Source organism: Flavobacterium flavipigmentatum, from assembly GCF_020911905.1.
In the GTDB taxonomy this organism is placed as follows: Bacteria; Bacteroidota; Bacteroidia; order Flavobacteriales; family Flavobacteriaceae; genus Flavobacterium; species Flavobacterium flavipigmentatum.
In genome coordinates this window covers 1,074,957-1,091,675 of the sequence record NZ_CP087133.1, presented here as the reverse complement: position 1 = coordinate 1,091,675, position 16,719 = coordinate 1,074,957, and the positions used below count along the sequence as shown (strand labels likewise).

Sequence of the window (16,719 nt, the reverse complement as noted above, 5' to 3'; positions counted from 1 at the left end):
CTAATTTAAAAAAAACCTAAGTCTATTGCAGATTTAGGTTTTTTTGTTTTGTCAAATTTGAATACTTTCGTTTATTAATCCACGCCTCATGCAAACCGTTTCAGAAGCAGCAGCTTACACCTTACAATTTATCAATCAAACGCAAAAATCGATATTCCTGACCGGAAAAGCAGGTACTGGAAAAACGACGCTTTTGCGCGAAATTATCAACACCACACACAAAAACACAGTGGTTGTGGCACCAACCGGTATTGCAGCTTTGAATGCGGGCGGCGTTACGATTCATTCTATGTTTCAACTGCCGTTTTCTGCTTTTATTCCAACGTATGAGGAGAGTTCACAATTTACAGAAACGGTAAAATTTGAAAATAAGGAAAGCCTGCGCAGACATTTTAAAATGAACAATGTCAAGCGAAATGTGATCCGCAACATGGAATTGTTGATTATTGATGAAGTGAGTATGTTACGTGCTGATTTACTCGATGCTATCGATTTTATGATGCAGACTGTTCGTAAAAATACGCGCGCCTTTGGTGGCACTCAAGTGCTTTTTATTGGTGATTTATTGCAGTTGCCACCTGTAATTCGGGATGAAGAGTGGCGAACTTTACGCAATTATTACAAAGGAAAATTCTTTTTTCATTCGCATGTTATCCAGCAAAATCCGCCAATTTATATCGAATTGTCTAAAATTTATCGGCAAACAGATGATGTTTTTATTTCGGTTTTAAATAATCTTCGTAACAATCAGATCACGCCAGAAGATATGCAGGTGCTTAACCAATATGTTCAGCCCGATTTTGATTTAAAAAATAACAAAGGATACATCACGCTGACTACGCATAATGCTAAAGCCGATTCTATTAACGAACAGGCTATTAAGGACTTGGCGGGTAAAGAATATGCTTTTCAGCCTTTTGTAGTCGGTGATTTTCCTGAAAAAATTTATCCCGTCGAAGAAAATCTTTTATTGAAAGTAGGAGCTCAGGTCATGTTTGTAAAAAATGATGCCGGTTTTGAAAAGAAGTTCTTCAACGGAAAAATGGGGGTGATCAAGTCACTTGCTAGCGAAGAAATTTTTGTACATTTTCCCGAAGAAAACAAAACTATTGAGGTTGAGAAGTACGAATGGAAGAATATCCGATACAAAGTAAACGAGCATACGAAGGATATAGAAGAAGAAGTTTTAGGTACATTTGCGCATTATCCGCTGAAATTAGCGTGGGCGATTACAGTTCACAAAAGTCAAGGTTTAACTTTTGACAAAGCTGCGCTCGATGTATCGCAAGTTTTTTTACCCGGACAAGCGTATGTAGCGCTGTCGCGTTTGCGTTCGTTAAACGGGCTTATTTTGCTTTCTAAGATGCAGATGAATGGTATTTCTAACGATCAGGACGTAATGGATTATGCTTTGAATAAAGCTTCAGAAGACGTTTTGAAGAAATCCCTGCACTTCGAAACCAAAAATTTTATTCATAACTATTTGATTAACAGTTTTAATTGGACAGATTTGGCGCAAGAGTGGCGCAACCATCGTTTTAGTTACAATGAGAATGCGCCAAGTTCAGAAAAAGCCAAACATGCTGTATGGGCATATAAACGTCTGGAAACGATCGAATTGCTTATAGATCCCTCGCAAAAATTCATTCATCAGCTTAATAAAATTTTCAATAAAGAAACGGTCGATTTATTTTTTGTGAAAGAAAGGGTAGAAGCGGCCTATGATTATTTCTTTAAGCCAATGGACAGGCTTGTGACCGATTTAATTGAAAAAATGGCAGAAATTCAAAACTTTAAAAAAGTCAAAGAATTTTATGAAGAACTGGCTTTTTTGGATGATTTGCAAACCAAAGCGGTGTTGCGCTTGATGAAAGCAAAATTACTTATGGAAACGGTGGTTTCTGGCGAGGCAATTTCTAAAGAAAGGCTGTCATCTTCAGCCATCAAAAATTTCAAGTTGGATAAAATTGCGAAGATTCGGGAAGAGTTTAACATCAAGAATAGTGATATTTTTAATTTGAATGAACCTGTTACGAGATATGTTTCGAAAAAATTGGATAAAAATCAGTTCAAAACGGTTAAGAAAACAACTGTCGAAGAAACATACGATTTGTGGGTGGAGAAAAATTCGGTTGAGGATATTGCCCGAATTAGAAAACTAACTGTGCAAACCATCGAAATGCATTTGGTTAAACTTATTCAGGCTAAAAAAATCGAAATTTCAGATGTGTTGCCTTATGATAAAATTCTGGCGCTCAGAGATGCTTTTGAGTTTTACCAGGAAGAATCATTAAACGGTTTGAAAGAAAAACATGGTGAGGAATTTACTTGGGACGAATTAAAAATGTTCAAAGCGAGTTTGAATTAAATGTTGATTTTCAGGTTTTACAATATTATTAAACTAATTGAAGCTATATGAAATTTAAAATATTATTTTTTGGAGTGTTGTTTTTTTGTTCGAATTTGATCTTGGCTCAAGATTTGAAACCCGAACAGCAAAAGTTTATAAAAAGCTTTATCGAAAATGTAAAAAACAGTAAAAAAGAGGCAATTGCGGCAATGGTTGTTTATCCTTTAAAAAGGGAATACCCCATTCCAGGAATTAAAAGCAAAGCAGAATTTGTAAAAAGATATACCGAAATCTTTGATGCAGATTTGATCAATGAGATTTCAAAATCAGATCCCGCAAAAGATTGGTCACTAATGGGATGGCGCGGAATCATGCTCAATCAGGGAACGATTTGGATGACCGAAGAAGGTGAGTTATTTGCTGTAAATTATCAATCCAAGTTTGAAGCTAATTTAAGCACGAAAATAATTACCGCCATAAAAGGGAAGTTACATGCATCGATTGCGAACTTCGAAACGCCTGTTTGTATTTTAGAAACCAGTAAATTTCGTGTTAGAATTGATGATTTGGGCAACGATAATTATCGTTATGCTTCATGGCCTTTAAAAAAAGCAATGAGTGAAGAACCTGATTTGGTGATTACCAACGGAAAATGGTTTCAGGACGGAACCGGTGGCAACCATCATTTTGATTTTAAAAAAGGGCAATATCTTTACGAATGTTATATCGCTCCATTACGCGAAAAAGGAGCATCACCGGCTAGTTTGACGATTTATAACAATGAAAAAAAGATCCTTTTTCAGGAGGCTAAAATAGTATCAGAATAGAGATATAATAAAAAAAATCCTAATCGGTTGAGATTAGGATTTTTCGTTAATTAGTATGATTTTTTAAAGTCATCTAATTCTTTTTGTTCTTCCAAAAGCTTAAGTTCCAATTCATGAATATTAAGTTCCTGCTTTGTTGATTTAATTTTTAATTTTTTAATATCTTCTGCAGAACCTTTGCTGTTAGTGATTTTTTCTACTAATTTTTGATTTTCGGTTTTTGCTTTTTCTATCTTTTTTTCTATTTTTTTAATGCTTTTTTCAGAGCTTTCAACATTTTGACGTTGTTTGTTTATTTTTTCTTGCTCTTTTTCTATTCTTTTTTGCTCAGTTTTTATTTTTTTAGCATATTCTAAAGAATTGTTTGACTGCTCTTTAGCTAGTTTAATCTCAACATTTTCGGTTTGTGTACCACTTTGAGCAAAATTTTGTTGAGAGAAAGTAAGCAGAAATAAAATAAAAAGTAGGTTTAATGTAGTTTTCATAGTTGTTAATTTTTTTATTGTTTTAGGGGATTCCTCAAAACAAAAATAGGACTATTATGCGTTGATACTCCTGTTTTTAAAACATTTAACTTTTATAGAAATAAAAAAACCCATTCTAAAAAGAATAGGGTTTATTATATTTTATAAAGACTGGACTAAAATCCATGCGTCTGGATTCTCTCCTTTATGAATTTCTTTTTGTGCTTTTTCGGCTTCAGCCATAGTAGCATAACTTCCGTATAAAACCGGGTAAAGGCCATGTTTGTTCTCACCAAGCATTCTGGCAGGAAAACCATCTTTTATCAGTTGATTGTATGCTTTTTTTGCATTGGCTTCGCTTCTAAAGGCGCCTGCAATAATGTGGTACGGCATTTTTTCTTCTGTAGCTGCAACAACTGTTGCGGTATCAACAGCAAGGGTTACCGCCGGTAAAGGATTCTGGATAAAAAACGTCGCTTCTTGTATTTTGCTTTCTACCTTTTTTTGCACTTTACTCTCTACAATAAGTGTTTGCGTCGCAATCTGATTTTGATACAAAGGATATCCTATACTTCCTGTAATCCCGAGGCCTAAAATAAAAATTGCTGCATATCTTAAGTAAGGTAGGGAAGATCTTGTCTCTTCTTCGTGCTCCTCGATGTTTTGCGTTTGCTCTAATTTCTCTAACTTTCTCTCAAAAATTTCTCTTTTTACAAGAGGAGAAACAAACGGACTCAAACCAAAAGAACTTGTCTGGTAATTGTTTTGGTCATTTGGAGTAAACACTAGGTTTTTATCTGCGTTTAAACGAATTTGGCCGATATTTTTTATAGTTAAAACCTCTTGTTCTTCAAGTGCTTTTTTCCAGTTCAAAACTTCAAAAGCAATAGCACTTACAGCAAAGCCGTAAGATGTTTTTTCAATTTGAGCAATATGATTTGCCAGCAGACCATCATTGTTTTTGATCTTGCTATTAAAAGAAATCATTTTTTTAGGCGGAGAAAACGTATTTGTTGACTGATTTAGCTGAGACGACTGCATTTCTGTCAAAAACGCTCCGAATCCTGGAACCGTTACACACTGATAACGATACAATAACTGTGCTATATAAATTTCAATTTTCATAGTAACAAAGTTATGCAACGAATATAGTTATCAAAATTTTATTCACAATTTTTATTAACAATCGTACAATCGACTTAAAATACTTATTTATAAGTAATTAGTATATTTCATTTTTTAGTGTAATTTAAGTAAATTGTCTTTTAGCTTTATTTTTAACACGAATTAACTTTAAATTTACTATTTTGCACCTTATTATTTTTTTATAGAAAGCATTTTTTTCTAATAAAAGGACAAAACATTTTAATTTTTATGTCTGATCAGGAATTATTTTATTTATTGGCTTTACTTCGTGTCGAAGGTGTTGGAGATATTATGGCCAAAAAATTATTGTTTCATTTTCAAAATGCACAAGCAGTTTTTAATGCCACGAGTGCTCAAATAGCTGCCATTGATGGTATTGGAGCAGCTTTACTAAAAAATTTCAAGAGCAAAACTATTTTCGAAAAAGCCAATGCCGAACTAACATTCATTAAATCAAATAATATAAAGGTTGCTTTTTTTCAAGACGAGCATTATCCAGAACGTTTAAAACATTGTTACGATGCACCCGTTTTGATTTTTACCGCTGGAAATATTGATTTAAAAAATAAAAAGATAATCAGTATAGTGGGCACTCGACAAATTACGTCATACGGTATGGAATTTTGCAAAAAACTTATCGAAGATTTGGCACCATTGGATCCTGTTATTGTGAGTGGTTTTGCGTATGGAGTTGATATCGTGGCACATCAGTTGGCAATCGAAAACGGTTTGCAGACCGTCGGAGTTTTAGCCCACGGTTTGAACCAAATTTATCCAAAAAATCATAAAAAATACATGGCCAAAATGGAGGAAAACGGCGGGTTTATTACGGAATTTTGGAGTTCGACCAATCCTGATAAAGAAAATTTTGTACGTCGAAACCGCATTGTTGCCGGCATGGCGGAAGCCACAATTGTAATAGAATCTGCTGATAAAGGCGGTTCGCTCATTACGGCCAATCTGGCCAATGACTATAATCGAGATGTTTTTGCTGTGCCCGGTCGCGTTACCGACAAGTACAGTCAGGGCTGTAATAATTTGATAAAAACTCAAAAAGCAAATGTGCTCACAAGCGCCGCCGATCTGATTTATATTCTTAATTGGGATATCGAAAAAAAGACGAAATCCATTCAGAAACAGTTGTTTGTAACTCTCGAACCCGAGGAACAAAAAATATATGATTTTCTGCTAAAAAACGGCAAAGAATTACTGGATAGTATCGCGCTGCAATGTGATTTCCCAATTTTTAAAATCTCAGGAATGTTGCTGAATATGGAGCTTAAAGGCGTGATTCGTCCTTTGCCAGGGAAGTTGTTTGAGGCAATTTAGAATTGAAAATATTTATAAAAAATAAAATTATTGAGATCACACATAAAGTCATATTCACAATAAAATTTTCGAAATACATTAAAGAGAGGCTCAGTATGATAATTTCAAAATGAGCAATTGAAACAAAATAATTTGTCTTTCGAAGAAGGAGAAAAAGGATCAAATATCCAATAATAAAGAGAATTTGGGAAAAAGCAAAAACTAGAGCCGTGATAATTATCTGATGTGAAATATCGTATGCAAAGCCAACAGTTTTATTTAGTGCGAAAGATTGCTCATCACCAAATAAACAGGTCAATATAAAGCCAAATCCAAAAAGGATTATTAAGAGAAGAAAAAGATATTTGGTGAATAATTTTCTCAATTTTTAAAATAGCTTTTGAAAATGGACTTATAAATAGAAATTTTAAACAACAAACCTAACAGGTTTTTAAAGCCTATTAGGTTTGCTTATACTTTGTTATTTTCCAAACCCTAATTTCTCACGAACTCTGTCTAAAACTTCTGTCGCAACAGCAGAGGCTTTTTCGGCACCTTTTTTCAAAAGTGCGTCAACTTCTTCAAGGTTATTGATGTAGTAGTTGTATTTTTCTCTTTCGGTTTTAAAAGTTTCTGTAATCAGTTCAAACAAAGCTTGTTTGGCGTGACCGTAACCGTAATTTCCGCCCAAATAATTGGCTCTCATTGCTGCAATTTGAGTTTCATTTGCCAAAAGCGTGTAAATAGCAAAAGCATTGCAAGTGTCCGGATTTTTTGGTTCTTCAAGTGGGGTACTATCGGTTTCGATACTCATCACTTGTTTGCGTAACGCTTTGTCATCCAGAAAAATATTGATAATATTATTGGCCGATTTACTCATTTTTCCCCCGTTTGTACCAGGAATTAACATACTGTCTTCTTGAATTTTAGCTTCAGGAATTACAAATGTTTCGCCCATTTGGTGATTGAATCGCGAAGCGACATCACGAGTGATTTCTAAATGCTGCAATTGGTCTTTTCCAACGGGAACGAATTCTGCATCATACAACAAAATATCTGCAGCCATCAACATCGGGTAGGTAAAAAGCCCCGCATTGACATCGTCCAGACGATCAGATTTATCTTTGAAGGAATGTGCCAAAGTCAGTCGTTGAAACGGAAAAAAACAGCTCAAATACCAAGTCAATTCGGTAGTTTGAACTACATCAGATTGTCTGTAAAAAGTAACTTTATCAGCATTTAATCCGCAAGCCAGCCAGGCCGCTGCAGTACTATAGGTGTTTTCGCGTAATGTTTTACCGTCTTTTATTTGCGTAATCGAATGCAAATCAGCGATAAACAAATAAGATTCGTTTGCAGGATTATTCGATAATTCAATTGCAGGGATAATTGCGCCCAATAAATTGCCTAAGTGCGGCGTGCCAGTACTCTGGACACCAGTAAGTATTTTTGCCATTCTCGTTTTTTTCTTAACCGCAAAGATTGCAAAGTTTTTTACAAAATCTGCTACGTTTAGTTCTTTCTTGACCACAAAGTTCGTGAAGTTTTCCGCAAATTTCTTAGTGTTTTTAAACTTTTATTACTTCAGAATTTTAAATTTTGTAAATTCTAAGGTTCGAAAATTCTAAATTCATTTCTGTTTTCTTACATTTGAATCCATGAAAGGAATTAAAATTATTTTTTGGATTATCTGGCGCATTTGGTTTTACGTTTTAATGGCCATCCCGATATTGCTAATGCTGCCATTTTTACTGGCCTCGATTATCACCGAAAGCGGTTATCCGTATTTTTTTAGAATGGCTCGAATTTGGGCGAAAATCATTCTTTTCGGAATGGGTTTTTATTACAAAATCGACCGTGATCAAAAGCTTGAGCGTGGAAAAAGTTACATGATAGTGGCCAATCATACCTCTATGACAGATATTATGCTGATGTTGGTGGTGGCAAAAAATCCGTTTGTTTTTGTGGGAAAAAAAGAACTTTCTAAGATTCCTCTTTTTGGATTTTTCTACAAAAGAACCTGTATTTTGGTGGATCGAAATTCTTCAAAAAGTAAAAATGAAGTTTTTAAGCGAGCACAAAGTCGCTTAAATCAAGGCTTGAGCATTTGTATTTTTCCTGAGGGAGGAGTTCCGGATGACGAAAGTATTTTGTTGGATGAGTTTAAAGACGGTGCTTTTCGTCTCGCAATTGAGCATCAAATACCGATCGTTCCTGTGGTTTTTGCAGATAATAAAGAACGTTTTTCGTATACGTTTATGAGTGGAAGTCCAGGAAAAATGCGGGTTAAGGTTTTACCATTTATAGCAACCAAGGATTTGAGCAGCGAAAACAGAAAAGATCTTCGAGATCAAGTAAGACAATTGATTTACAAACAGTTACTTGTTTTTAAAAAGGAAGATTTAAAATAAAAAAATCCGTTAGACTTAAAAAGCTAACGGATTTTTTTGATTAAAAGTTGTTTTTTGATATCTCAAGAATTTAACGGTGAATTATTTTTTGAGAAATAAATCGCATCACTATTCTTAAAGTTCGTTTTGTTTTTTTGCGGTTTTTGTTGAATAACAGTTCCATTTTTTCTTTCATTTCTAAAACATTTATAGTTTATAATAAAGAGTTTTTTCGAACTCAGGTTAGTTACTACTATTTAGATGGTTTAATAATCAAAAGGTTGCGTAAAAAAAATGTTTTTTTAGAGGATAAAAAATCCGTTAGGCATAAAAGCTAACGGATTTGATCAAAAACAACCAACCTAAATCAACCTAATTCTATAATAAAATCTGCAAAATTGGTTACTTCATGGCAAAATAACCTTCAAGATTTTAACCTAGTTAATATAAAGATGAGGGTATTTAGAAAAGGTTGCGTCAATTGTGAAAAAAAAAGAAAACCCGACAAAATGTAGCATCTTGTCGGGTTTAAAAAAAATATAATACGCTATAAAATAGCAAATTATGTTCTATTAAGCATTGGCTAATTCTTTGATGTGTGCTTTAATTTTTACTTCTAGTTCATCAGCCAATTCAGGATTGTCTTTGATTAAAGATTTTACAGCATCACGCCCTTGTCCTAATTTAGTATCTCCGTAGCTGAACCATGATCCCGCTTTTTTAACGATTTCAAATTCAACTGCTAAATCCAAAATCTCACCCGTTTTAGACACACCTTCTCCGTACATAATGTCAAATTCGGCTGTTTTAAAAGGTGGAGCGACTTTGTTTTTTACTACTTTTACTTTGGTTCTGTTTCCGATAACATTCTCACCATCTTTGATTTGAGAAGAACGACGGATATCCAGACGCACAGACGCATAAAACTTTAAGGCATTACCACCTGTAGTCGTTTCAGGATTTCCGAACATAACACCAATTTTTTCTCTCAACTGGTTGATAAAGAAAACAGTACAATTTGTTTTACTGATTGTTCCGGTCAATTTTCTTAAAGCTTGAGACATTAAACGAGCGTGAAGACCCATTTTAGAATCTCCCATTTCACCTTCGATTTCGCTTTTTGGAGTCAACGCAGCAACCGAGTCAATTACCACAATATCAATTGCTCCTGAACGAATTAAGTTTTCGGCAATTTCTAAAGCTTGTTCACCATTGTCTGGTTGAGAGATGATCAGGTTTTCGATATCTACGCCTAATTTTTCGGCATAATTTCTATCAAAAGCATGTTCTGCATCTATAAAAGCAGCAATTCCGCCTGCTTTTTGAGCTTCTGCAATTGCATGCAGTGTCAAAGTGGTTTTTCCAGAAGATTCTGGTCCGTATATTTCAATTATTCTACCTCTTGGGTATCCATTTACTCCAAGGGCCAAATCGACACCCAAAGAACCTGAAGAAATCGTTTCAACTTCTACAATAGCTTTGTCACCCATTTTCATCACGGTTCCTTTTCCGTACGTTTTATCAAGTTTGTCAAGCGTAAGTTGTAACGCTTTTAGTTTGGCATCTTTTTCTGAACTCATCTTTTCTTTCTCTTTTTCTTTCATCTAAAATTTTATATTTTTTTCTTTTTCGAAAAACAAACCAGAAAATCAATAACTTCCTGATTTAGATTTCTATGGGCTTGTAATTTTGTAAAAATACTTCTTTTTTTTGAAGTTTCATTGTTCCAAATTGTCACAATTTTATACTATAAAAACAAAGCCTTTAATTCTGTCGCTTCTGATGGTTTTATTTTACCTGCAAGCAACAAACTCAGTTGTTTGCGACGTAAAGCGGCTTCATAACGACTAATTTCAAGTTCTGTTTCGGGTTGAATTGCAGGAACTTCAACTGGTCTTCCGGTATCGTCTACTGCTACAAAAGTATAAATGGCTTCGTTGGCTTTGGTTCTGTTGCCAGATTCGCGGTCTTCTACCCAAACATCTATAAAAACTTCCATCGAACTTTTGAAAGATCGGGACACTTTGGCTTCTACGGTTACGACACTTCCTAAAGAAATGGCACGATTAAAAGCCACATGATTGACAGAAGCGGTAACTACAATTCGGCGCGAATGTCTTCTGGCTGCAATGCTTGCGGCGCGATCCATACGGGCCAATAACTCACCTCCAAAAAGATTATTCAAAGGATTTGTTTCGCTCGGCAGCACTAAATCGGTCAATATGGTCAGGGATTCGGAAGGGTGTTTTGGAGTCATTTTTTTAATAATAAAATTTGTTTTCTACTACAGATTTCAAATATTTCTTTAGTTTTAATTTGTGAAATCTGCGGCTATTTTTTTAAATCGAAGTCAATTAATTTAACCAATAAACCGCCATTACAGCTGGTATAAAATAGATTACAATTGTTCTGGCACCGTCGTAATCTTTGGCTAATCGTTGACCGAAAAGCATCATTAACAAAGAGATACATGAAAATAGGGCACCGTAAAAACCAAATTCTCGACCGCTGTTCAAAAGCAATTGTATGGCGCCAACTACAGATAAAATACCAGAAATTAATTCTAAAATTAAAAGATGAAGCAGGGCAAGAGGCACTTGATTTTTAAGAATAGTGGCAGCAAAATGTCCTTTAAGCCACGCCAAATTATCTTTCCAGTAAAAAATTTTTTCGTAGCCGGATTGTAAAAAAGTTAAGGCTAAAAATATCAAAATTAAAATTGAAGCAACGTTATTCATTTGAAATATTATTTTTTATGAATTAATCGGGTTAGTTTTATTGATAAGTCGGTTAAAATTATTTTTGCATTTCCGTTTCTTTCAATGTGATACATCGCATCTGAAAGTTCTTTAAAAATATCATGAATATTATTTCCGTTTACAAAAGGAGCAAAATTTTCGAGTTTAAATTTATCGACTTTTGGTTCAATGTATACTAGACTTGGTGCTTGATAATGAAGCAAAAGCGCCTGACGGAACATTTCGATACAAAACTGAATGAATTTTTTTTGGCTTTCACGACCCAAACTTGCTATTTCTTCGCTCCAGGAAATCAAATCCTGAATCGCAGCGGCGTTTCCTTTGGCTCTAAAAGCCGCACGCACCCAATTGACAAACCATTGCTCAAAAGGATATTCTGCATCGTCTTCTTTTATCAAATGCAAAGCTTTGCTAAAATTGCCCTGCGCTTGATGAGCGATTTTGAAAGCAGTTTTTTCTTCTATGTTTTCTTTCGAAATTAAAGCTTCGGCGATGACTTTTTCTGGTAAACCATTAAAGTGAATTACCTGACAACGAGATCGTATGGTTTGAATGATGTCTTCTTCATTCTCAGAAATCAATATAAAAATAGTTTTATCCGAAGGTTCTTCGAGTAATTTGAGTAATTTGTTTGAAGCCGCAATATTCATCTTGTCAGCCATCCAGATAATCATGATTTTATAACCGCCTTCGTATGATTTTAACGAAAGTGATTTTAAAACTTCCTGAGCATCCTCAACCCTAATTTCGCCTTGCTTGTTTTGAACACCAAGGATTTTGTACCAGTCAAATAATCCGCCATAAGGCATTTCCTGAATAAATTGTCGCCAATCCTGAATAAAATCTAAACTTTTAGGTTTGGTTTTTACATCTTCGGTGGTAACAGTGGGGTAAATAAAATGCAGGTCCGGATGTGATAGGTTCTGAAATTTTAAATTACAGGAATCGTTTCCGTTTGCATTTTCGTTACCTGTATTGTTGCACAAAATATATTGCGCATAAGCAATAGCAGTTGATAAGGTCCCACTTCCTTCTGGTCCGACAAATAGCTGAGCATGCGGAATTCTTCCAGAGGATGCACTTTTTATCAAGTGACTTTTGATGTAATCTTGGCCTAAAATTTCAGAAAATTGCATGAAGCAAAGATAGAAGAAAATGATGTAGTCAAAAATTTTCCGGATAAAGATTAATTTTTAACCGTTGTTTTTTAATTCTAAAAAAAAATTTTAACTTAAATTTTTGCTTTTTTCTGCTAAAGTTTTGTTAATACTGAAATGTTTTTCAACAGATATTAAGACATTTTTGTTAATAGTTTTTCGTTTTTTTTTTAAAAGCTATGTTTTTTTTGTCTAAGATTGAGCACAATAAATCGCTCTGATTAACACTTTTCTTACAAGAAAAAAATTTTAACAATATTAACAAAAAACTCGGCAAAAGGCATATTTTCTCGACATAGAACCCATTCTTGAGTATTCTCGGAATGTTTTATTTCAAAAAAAAAATCAATAAAGTTGTGATTTAACATAATTTATATATTTTTGTTTCTATCAAAAACAAATTTATTCTAAGAATTTATGAAAGGGAAAATTATCTTTTTAAGTGTCTTTTTTTTATTGACGACAGGTGCCGTTTTTGCACAAGCCAAAAATGCTCCGAGAAGTATTATCAGTACAACTGCTCTTATACGCAAATATCATGATCAGAAGGAGCTAAGCGGAATGCAAAAAGGCGAGCTTCTTGAATTGTACATCGAGCGTATAAAGGTTTTGGTGAAAACCCTTCCTTATATCGCGTTGGTTACAAAACCGGGTGTTACAATGGCCGATTTGGGTATCCCAGACGACAGTGAGCACAAAAAAGTGTTAGACAACCAAGCAATTGGTACTACAGCATTCTTAGATACAACTGTAGAATTTCAGAGAAAAATGATGCCTTACTCAGATAAGGGAAATTTGATCGCTGCTATTTTATTTTATGAAGGAACATTGAAATCATTACACGAGTTCAACGAGTTGAACGAAATGTAATCGTTAAATATTTTTATATGCTTCTTAAAGAATTGAGATCACAAGTCTCAATTCTTTACAGAGGTTTTAAAAAATCAACTCGTTTTCGATGGTTCTGCCTGGCAGAAAACTCGGGATGAGTTTTTTTAATTTTCGCATACCCAAATTTAATATTAACCTAAATACCCCTTGTGATGAAAAAAATTACTCAAATCATCTGCGTTCTTTTGACAGTTACCAGTATGAGTGCTCAACAAGAAAAAGGAATTATGGGCTATAACAACTGGTTGAATAACTGGACAGAGTTTAAGCCTAACAAAGTAGAATATGGAGAAGCTAATCAGATTTTAGCTGGAAACATTTCTGTTAACACAAAGTTGCTGAAGAGAAATATTTATGTTCTGCAAGGAAACGTATATGTTACTAACAATGCAGTTTTAACAATTGAGCCAGGGACTTTGATCATTGGTGATTTTGAAACAAAAGGAACATTGGTAGTTACTAAAGGTGCATCAATTATTGCTGACGGTTTAGAGACAGACCCAATTGTATTTACTTCAAACCGCAGCCAGAAAAAAGCTGGAGATTGGGGTGGATTGGTTATTTTGGGAGATGCTCCGATTAATAAATTTGGAAATGCAGGTTCATATAACTTAGATCTTGATCCATCTCAGACTACTTACGGAGGAGACAATGTCGCTTCTAATTCTGGAGTTTTAAGATATGTAAGAATCGAATTTGCTGGAAAAAGAGTAAAAGGTACTCCAGGTTTCAACGGATTAACTCTTGCTGGTGTTGGTAACAAAACTATTCTTGAAAACGTGATGGTTAGTTATTCTGCAGGTGACTCGTTTGCTGTTTACGGTGGAGATCTTAATGCTACAAAATTTGTTTCTTATAAGTCAATCAATGATGACTTTAAATTTACTCAAGGAAGTCAATGTCGTTTATTCAACTCTTTAGCCGTTAGATCATCTTACTTATCTAGTAACAAAGATGGTTCTCGTTGTCTTGAAGTTGCTTCTTACGAAAAAAAGAACGAAACTGATTTTACCAAAAAAGGAACCCTTGTAGTTGCTTCTAATATTACAATGCTTAATGATAGCGAAAATATTAGTGCCGATATTCAGGCAGGTTTGGTAAAAGAAGCTGTTTATATTGCTGAAAACGCTTCACTTGAAATGAAACGTAGTGTAATCTCTGGATTTAATCCAGCTGTTTTATTGGACAGTAAAATTGAGATTAACGATGCCAACCTAAAAAAAATCAAATTCGAAGAAATGTTTTTTAACTTGTGTAAAGGAAATATCTTTACAGAGTACAACTCAAACAACGAGGATTTAGAGAGCTGGTATGGAAATAGCGTGTTTTTTAATGTATATTCTCAAAGTGATAACAAAGAGACATTCATTGATATTTTAAACCCTAAAAAGCCAGATTACAGACTTATACTTGGAAAAATTACTGCTTCAAGCGGCAATCGATAAGAGATTTCGATTTTTATTTTAAACGCGTAAATTTTATTAATAAAGTCCCCAGACACAATTTATGTACTCGTCTTAAGCGGACAAATAAAGATCAAAATAATGGCCCAGAAACAAAAAAGATATTCTTGTATTATACTTTTGGTTTCTCTTATTTCGTTGACCACATACGCACAAAATACTACCGAAAAACCTGTTTTTTTAGATTGTATCGAGAACGTAAACAATGTTGTTAAGTCTGAATTAAAGAACCAAAACTGTGCAGCTGTTTTAGTTGCCGATTCAAATATTATTTCAAATCAGTTCTTAGTAAAGCTATTCATCCCCAAGGATAGTTTTACTACAGATACTGTGGGTGACAGCGATACATGTGCTGTCGAAAAATCACACCTTATTACTGATAAAAGTGCCTATTCTGAAATAGCGAGAGCTATTATAGAAAATTATAGATACGATTTTTCAGAAACATTTATTGATATTCTTTTTTTTGAAAATATAGATTTAGCCAGAAAACGTACTATATGATTCAAAAAACTACTCTATTTTTAACGAAATGTATTATCTTTTTCGGAGCCTTTTTTGCCTTCGAACCAAGTATTAATGCACAAACAGTGGTTCCACAAACATTTGATGGTCTGGAAAAACTGTGCGCAGGAGGTTCTTTCAACGAATTTTTTGCAACATTTAGTTATATAGATTTTCCAGCTGGAACTACTTTTGTTGTAGAATTATCAGATCCTACAGGAAGTTTTACAAATCCAATAGCAACAACCTTGTTGCAGACTATTGATGTTTCTCCAACCCAGAAAACTATAAAGTATGCTGTACCAACCAATCTGCTAGGTTCAGATACTTACAGCTTACGAGTAAAAGCATCTACAGGATATGTTAGTCCTACAAGGTTCAAAAACACTTTAGGCAACACTTCTTTTCCTGCTTATTACAAAGAATACGAGAATTCCTTTTATATCAATAAAAAAAGCGACATGGCGCTACTGTGCGCTGGAGGTAGCTTAACACTTTCGGTAGATAACGAAACTCCAACTGTACCTTCTTCATCACCTCTAAATTATGCTAGTGTCAAATACAAATGGTATAAAGATGGTACTGCGATTACAGGTCAAAATTCTAGTTCTTTAGTAGTAAACGCTGTCGGACAATATTATGCAGAGATTGATTATGGTCAATGTTCAGATGTGAATTTTAGTTCTAATCGTGTTACGGTTACTTCTTCAAGTTCTGGTTCTAGTGTAACCATTAGCTCTAGTTTAGGAAACCCATTTTGTTCCAGCGGATCAGGTACTGTTCTAACGGCAACTAGCGGAAATAGCTATGTTTGGAAGAAAGATGGTAATGAAATCACAACAGCAATTGGTCGTACGTATACAACAAACGAATCCGGAAATTATACCGTAGAAGTTGATTTTGGCGGATGTAAAGCCACCGGAAGTATCAATCTTCAAAGTAATACTTTTAGCGCCAGTATTGATGTTCCAGAAGCTCCTGATACCAATACAATTGCAGAAGGAGAAACGTTAAGTGTTACCGTTACAGATGATGCTGCAAGTCCAACGTATGAGTGGTATTTAAACGATAATTTAATAGCTGGCGCAACAACAGATACCTATTTGGTAACTGTGAGAGGTAATTATAGAGTAAAAATTTCTCAATCTGGTGGTTGTATCACTTCAAGAGAATTTTCTTTTATAGTTACTGGTCCGCCGGGTCCTGCAACAGTTATTCCAAATATTATTAAGTTGACAACAAATCCATACTGGAATATTCCAGATGTATACAAAACAGCAGATACTAAGCTTACAATTGTAAGTTCAAACGGCGAAATTATGTTTGATGATGTGGGCAGTAATTACGACCCCGTAACAAATTCGTTCGTTAAAGATTTTAAAAATGTAAATCCAGTTTATTACTATGTCATTAAAGGCGATGCGGGTGAAAAAAAAGGATCAATAACGGTGATAAAATAA

At 34.4% G+C, this 16,719-nt stretch carries 15 protein-coding genes; 8 read left to right on the top strand and 7 right to left on the bottom strand.

What is annotated here, in order from left to right; genetic code table 11:
* The first annotated feature begins 88 nt into the window (after positions 1 to 88).
* Positions 89 to 2,368 carry a helix-turn-helix domain-containing protein gene (locus LNP22_RS05085; protein ID WP_229975623.1) on the top strand — a complete coding sequence of 760 codons (2,280 nt, stop codon included), beginning with the start codon at positions 89 to 91 and terminating at the stop codon, positions 2,366 to 2,368.
* A 47-nt stretch (positions 2,369 to 2,415) separates the two neighbouring features.
* Positions 2,416 to 3,177 carry a hypothetical protein gene (locus LNP22_RS05080; protein ID WP_229975622.1) on the top strand — a complete coding sequence of 254 codons (762 nt, stop codon included), beginning with the start codon at positions 2,416 to 2,418 and terminating at the stop codon, positions 3,175 to 3,177.
* Between the two features lie 50 nt (positions 3,178 to 3,227).
* Here LNP22_RS05080 and LNP22_RS05075 read toward each other — a convergent pair whose 3' ends face one another.
* Complete coding sequence (locus LNP22_RS05075; protein WP_229975621.1) at positions 3,228 to 3,662, bottom strand: hypothetical protein; 435 nt, start codon at positions 3,660 to 3,662, stop codon at positions 3,228 to 3,230.
* Positions 3,663 to 3,803: 141 nt separating this feature from the next.
* Complete coding sequence (locus tag LNP22_RS05070; protein ID WP_229975620.1) at positions 3,804 to 4,766, bottom strand: HU domain-containing protein; 963 nt, start codon at positions 4,764 to 4,766, stop codon at positions 3,804 to 3,806.
* A 249-nt stretch (positions 4,767 to 5,015) separates the two neighbouring features.
* Between LNP22_RS05070 and dprA the strand changes: the two genes are divergently transcribed.
* Entirely contained in the window at positions 5,016 to 6,116 is a 1,101-nt protein-coding gene (gene dprA, locus LNP22_RS05065) for a DNA-processing protein DprA (RefSeq protein ID WP_229975619.1), read from the top strand.
* Positions 6,117 to 6,576: 460 nt separating this feature from the next.
* Here dprA and trpS read toward each other — a convergent pair whose 3' ends face one another.
* Entirely contained in the window at positions 6,577 to 7,551 is a 975-nt protein-coding gene (gene trpS, locus LNP22_RS05060) for a tryptophan--tRNA ligase (protein WP_229975618.1), read from the bottom strand.
* A gap of 202 nt (positions 7,552 to 7,753) precedes the next feature.
* Between trpS and LNP22_RS05055 the strand changes: the two genes are divergently transcribed.
* On the top strand, positions 7,754 to 8,506 hold the full coding sequence (locus LNP22_RS05055) for a lysophospholipid acyltransferase family protein (protein WP_229975617.1): 753 nt from the start codon (positions 7,754 to 7,756) through the stop codon (positions 8,504 to 8,506).
* A gap of 551 nt (positions 8,507 to 9,057) precedes the next feature.
* Here LNP22_RS05055 and recA read toward each other — a convergent pair.
* The 4 genes from recA to LNP22_RS05035 form a co-directional block, all read right to left on the bottom strand.
* Positions 9,058 to 10,065 (bottom strand): recombinase RecA, encoded by a 1,008-nt coding sequence (gene recA / locus LNP22_RS05050; RefSeq protein WP_210666977.1) that lies wholly within the window; start codon positions 10,063 to 10,065, stop codon positions 9,058 to 9,060.
* 167 nt (positions 10,066 to 10,232) lie between these two features.
* On the bottom strand, positions 10,233 to 10,742 hold the full coding sequence (locus LNP22_RS05045) for an acyl-CoA thioesterase (protein ID WP_210666974.1): 510 nt from the start codon (positions 10,740 to 10,742) through the stop codon (positions 10,233 to 10,235).
* Positions 10,743 to 10,839: 97 nt separating this feature from the next.
* Complete coding sequence (locus tag LNP22_RS05040) at positions 10,840 to 11,223, bottom strand: DoxX family protein (protein WP_210666973.1); 384 nt, start codon at positions 11,221 to 11,223, stop codon at positions 10,840 to 10,842.
* Positions 11,224 to 11,231: 8 nt separating this feature from the next.
* Complete coding sequence (locus tag LNP22_RS05035) at positions 11,232 to 12,380, bottom strand: DNA polymerase III subunit (RefSeq protein WP_229975616.1); 1,149 nt, start codon at positions 12,378 to 12,380, stop codon at positions 11,232 to 11,234.
* 438 nt (positions 12,381 to 12,818) lie between these two features.
* On the opposite strand from LNP22_RS05035, the gene LNP22_RS05030 reads away from it, so the two are divergent.
* The 4 genes from LNP22_RS05030 (at position 12,819) to sprC (ending at position 16,719) form a co-directional block, all read left to right on the top strand.
* Positions 12,819 to 13,271 (top strand): hypothetical protein, encoded by a 453-nt coding sequence (locus tag LNP22_RS05030; RefSeq protein WP_210666971.1) that lies wholly within the window; start codon positions 12,819 to 12,821, stop codon positions 13,269 to 13,271.
* Between the two features lie 173 nt (positions 13,272 to 13,444).
* A complete protein-coding gene (locus tag LNP22_RS05025; protein WP_229975615.1) occupies positions 13,445 to 14,737 on the top strand; it encodes a hypothetical protein in 1,293 nt (430 codons plus the stop codon).
* 99 nt (positions 14,738 to 14,836) lie between these two features.
* Positions 14,837 to 15,259, top strand: coding sequence for a hypothetical protein (locus LNP22_RS05020; protein WP_229975614.1), 423 nt, complete (start codon positions 14,837 to 14,839; stop codon positions 15,257 to 15,259).
* The gene (gene sprC / locus LNP22_RS05015; protein ID WP_229975613.1) at positions 15,256 to 16,719 is read left to right on the top strand and encodes a gliding motility protein SprC; all 1,464 of its coding nucleotides are present in this window, start codon (positions 15,256 to 15,258) and stop codon (positions 16,717 to 16,719) included. Before LNP22_RS05020 ends, sprC begins: the two co-directional genes overlap by 4 nt.

Coding starts and splice junctions, on each gene's coding strand:
- LNP22_RS05070 (WP_229975620.1), bottom strand. CDS start 4,766: ATGAAAATTGAAATTTATATAGCACAGTTATTGTATCGTTATCAGTGT.
- LNP22_RS05035 (WP_229975616.1), bottom strand. CDS start 12,380: ATGCAATTTTCTGAAATTTTAGGCCAAGATTACATCAAAAGTCACTTG.
- LNP22_RS05025 (WP_229975615.1), top strand. CDS start 13,445: ATGAAAAAAATTACTCAAATCATCTGCGTTCTTTTGACAGTTACCAGT.
- recA (WP_210666977.1), bottom strand. CDS start 10,065: ATGAGTTCAGAAAAAGATGCCAAACTAAAAGCGTTACAACTTACGCTT.
- LNP22_RS05040 (WP_210666973.1), bottom strand. CDS start 11,223: ATGAATAACGTTGCTTCAATTTTAATTTTGATATTTTTAGCCTTAACT.
- sprC (WP_229975613.1), top strand. CDS start 15,256: ATGATTCAAAAAACTACTCTATTTTTAACGAAATGTATTATCTTTTTC.
- LNP22_RS05030 (WP_210666971.1), top strand. CDS start 12,819: ATGAAAGGGAAAATTATCTTTTTAAGTGTCTTTTTTTTATTGACGACA.
- LNP22_RS05085 (WP_229975623.1), top strand. CDS start 89: ATGCAAACCGTTTCAGAAGCAGCAGCTTACACCTTACAATTTATCAAT.
- LNP22_RS05055 (WP_229975617.1), top strand. CDS start 7,754: ATGAAAGGAATTAAAATTATTTTTTGGATTATCTGGCGCATTTGGTTT.
- dprA (WP_229975619.1), top strand. CDS start 5,016: ATGTCTGATCAGGAATTATTTTATTTATTGGCTTTACTTCGTGTCGAA.
- LNP22_RS05045 (WP_210666974.1), bottom strand. CDS start 10,742: ATGACTCCAAAACACCCTTCCGAATCCCTGACCATATTGACCGATTTA.
- trpS (WP_229975618.1), bottom strand. CDS start 7,551: ATGGCAAAAATACTTACTGGTGTCCAGAGTACTGGCACGCCGCACTTA.
- LNP22_RS05075 (WP_229975621.1), bottom strand. CDS start 3,662: ATGAAAACTACATTAAACCTACTTTTTATTTTATTTCTGCTTACTTTC.
- LNP22_RS05020 (WP_229975614.1), top strand. CDS start 14,837: ATGGCCCAGAAACAAAAAAGATATTCTTGTATTATACTTTTGGTTTCT.
- LNP22_RS05080 (WP_229975622.1), top strand. CDS start 2,416: ATGAAATTTAAAATATTATTTTTTGGAGTGTTGTTTTTTTGTTCGAAT.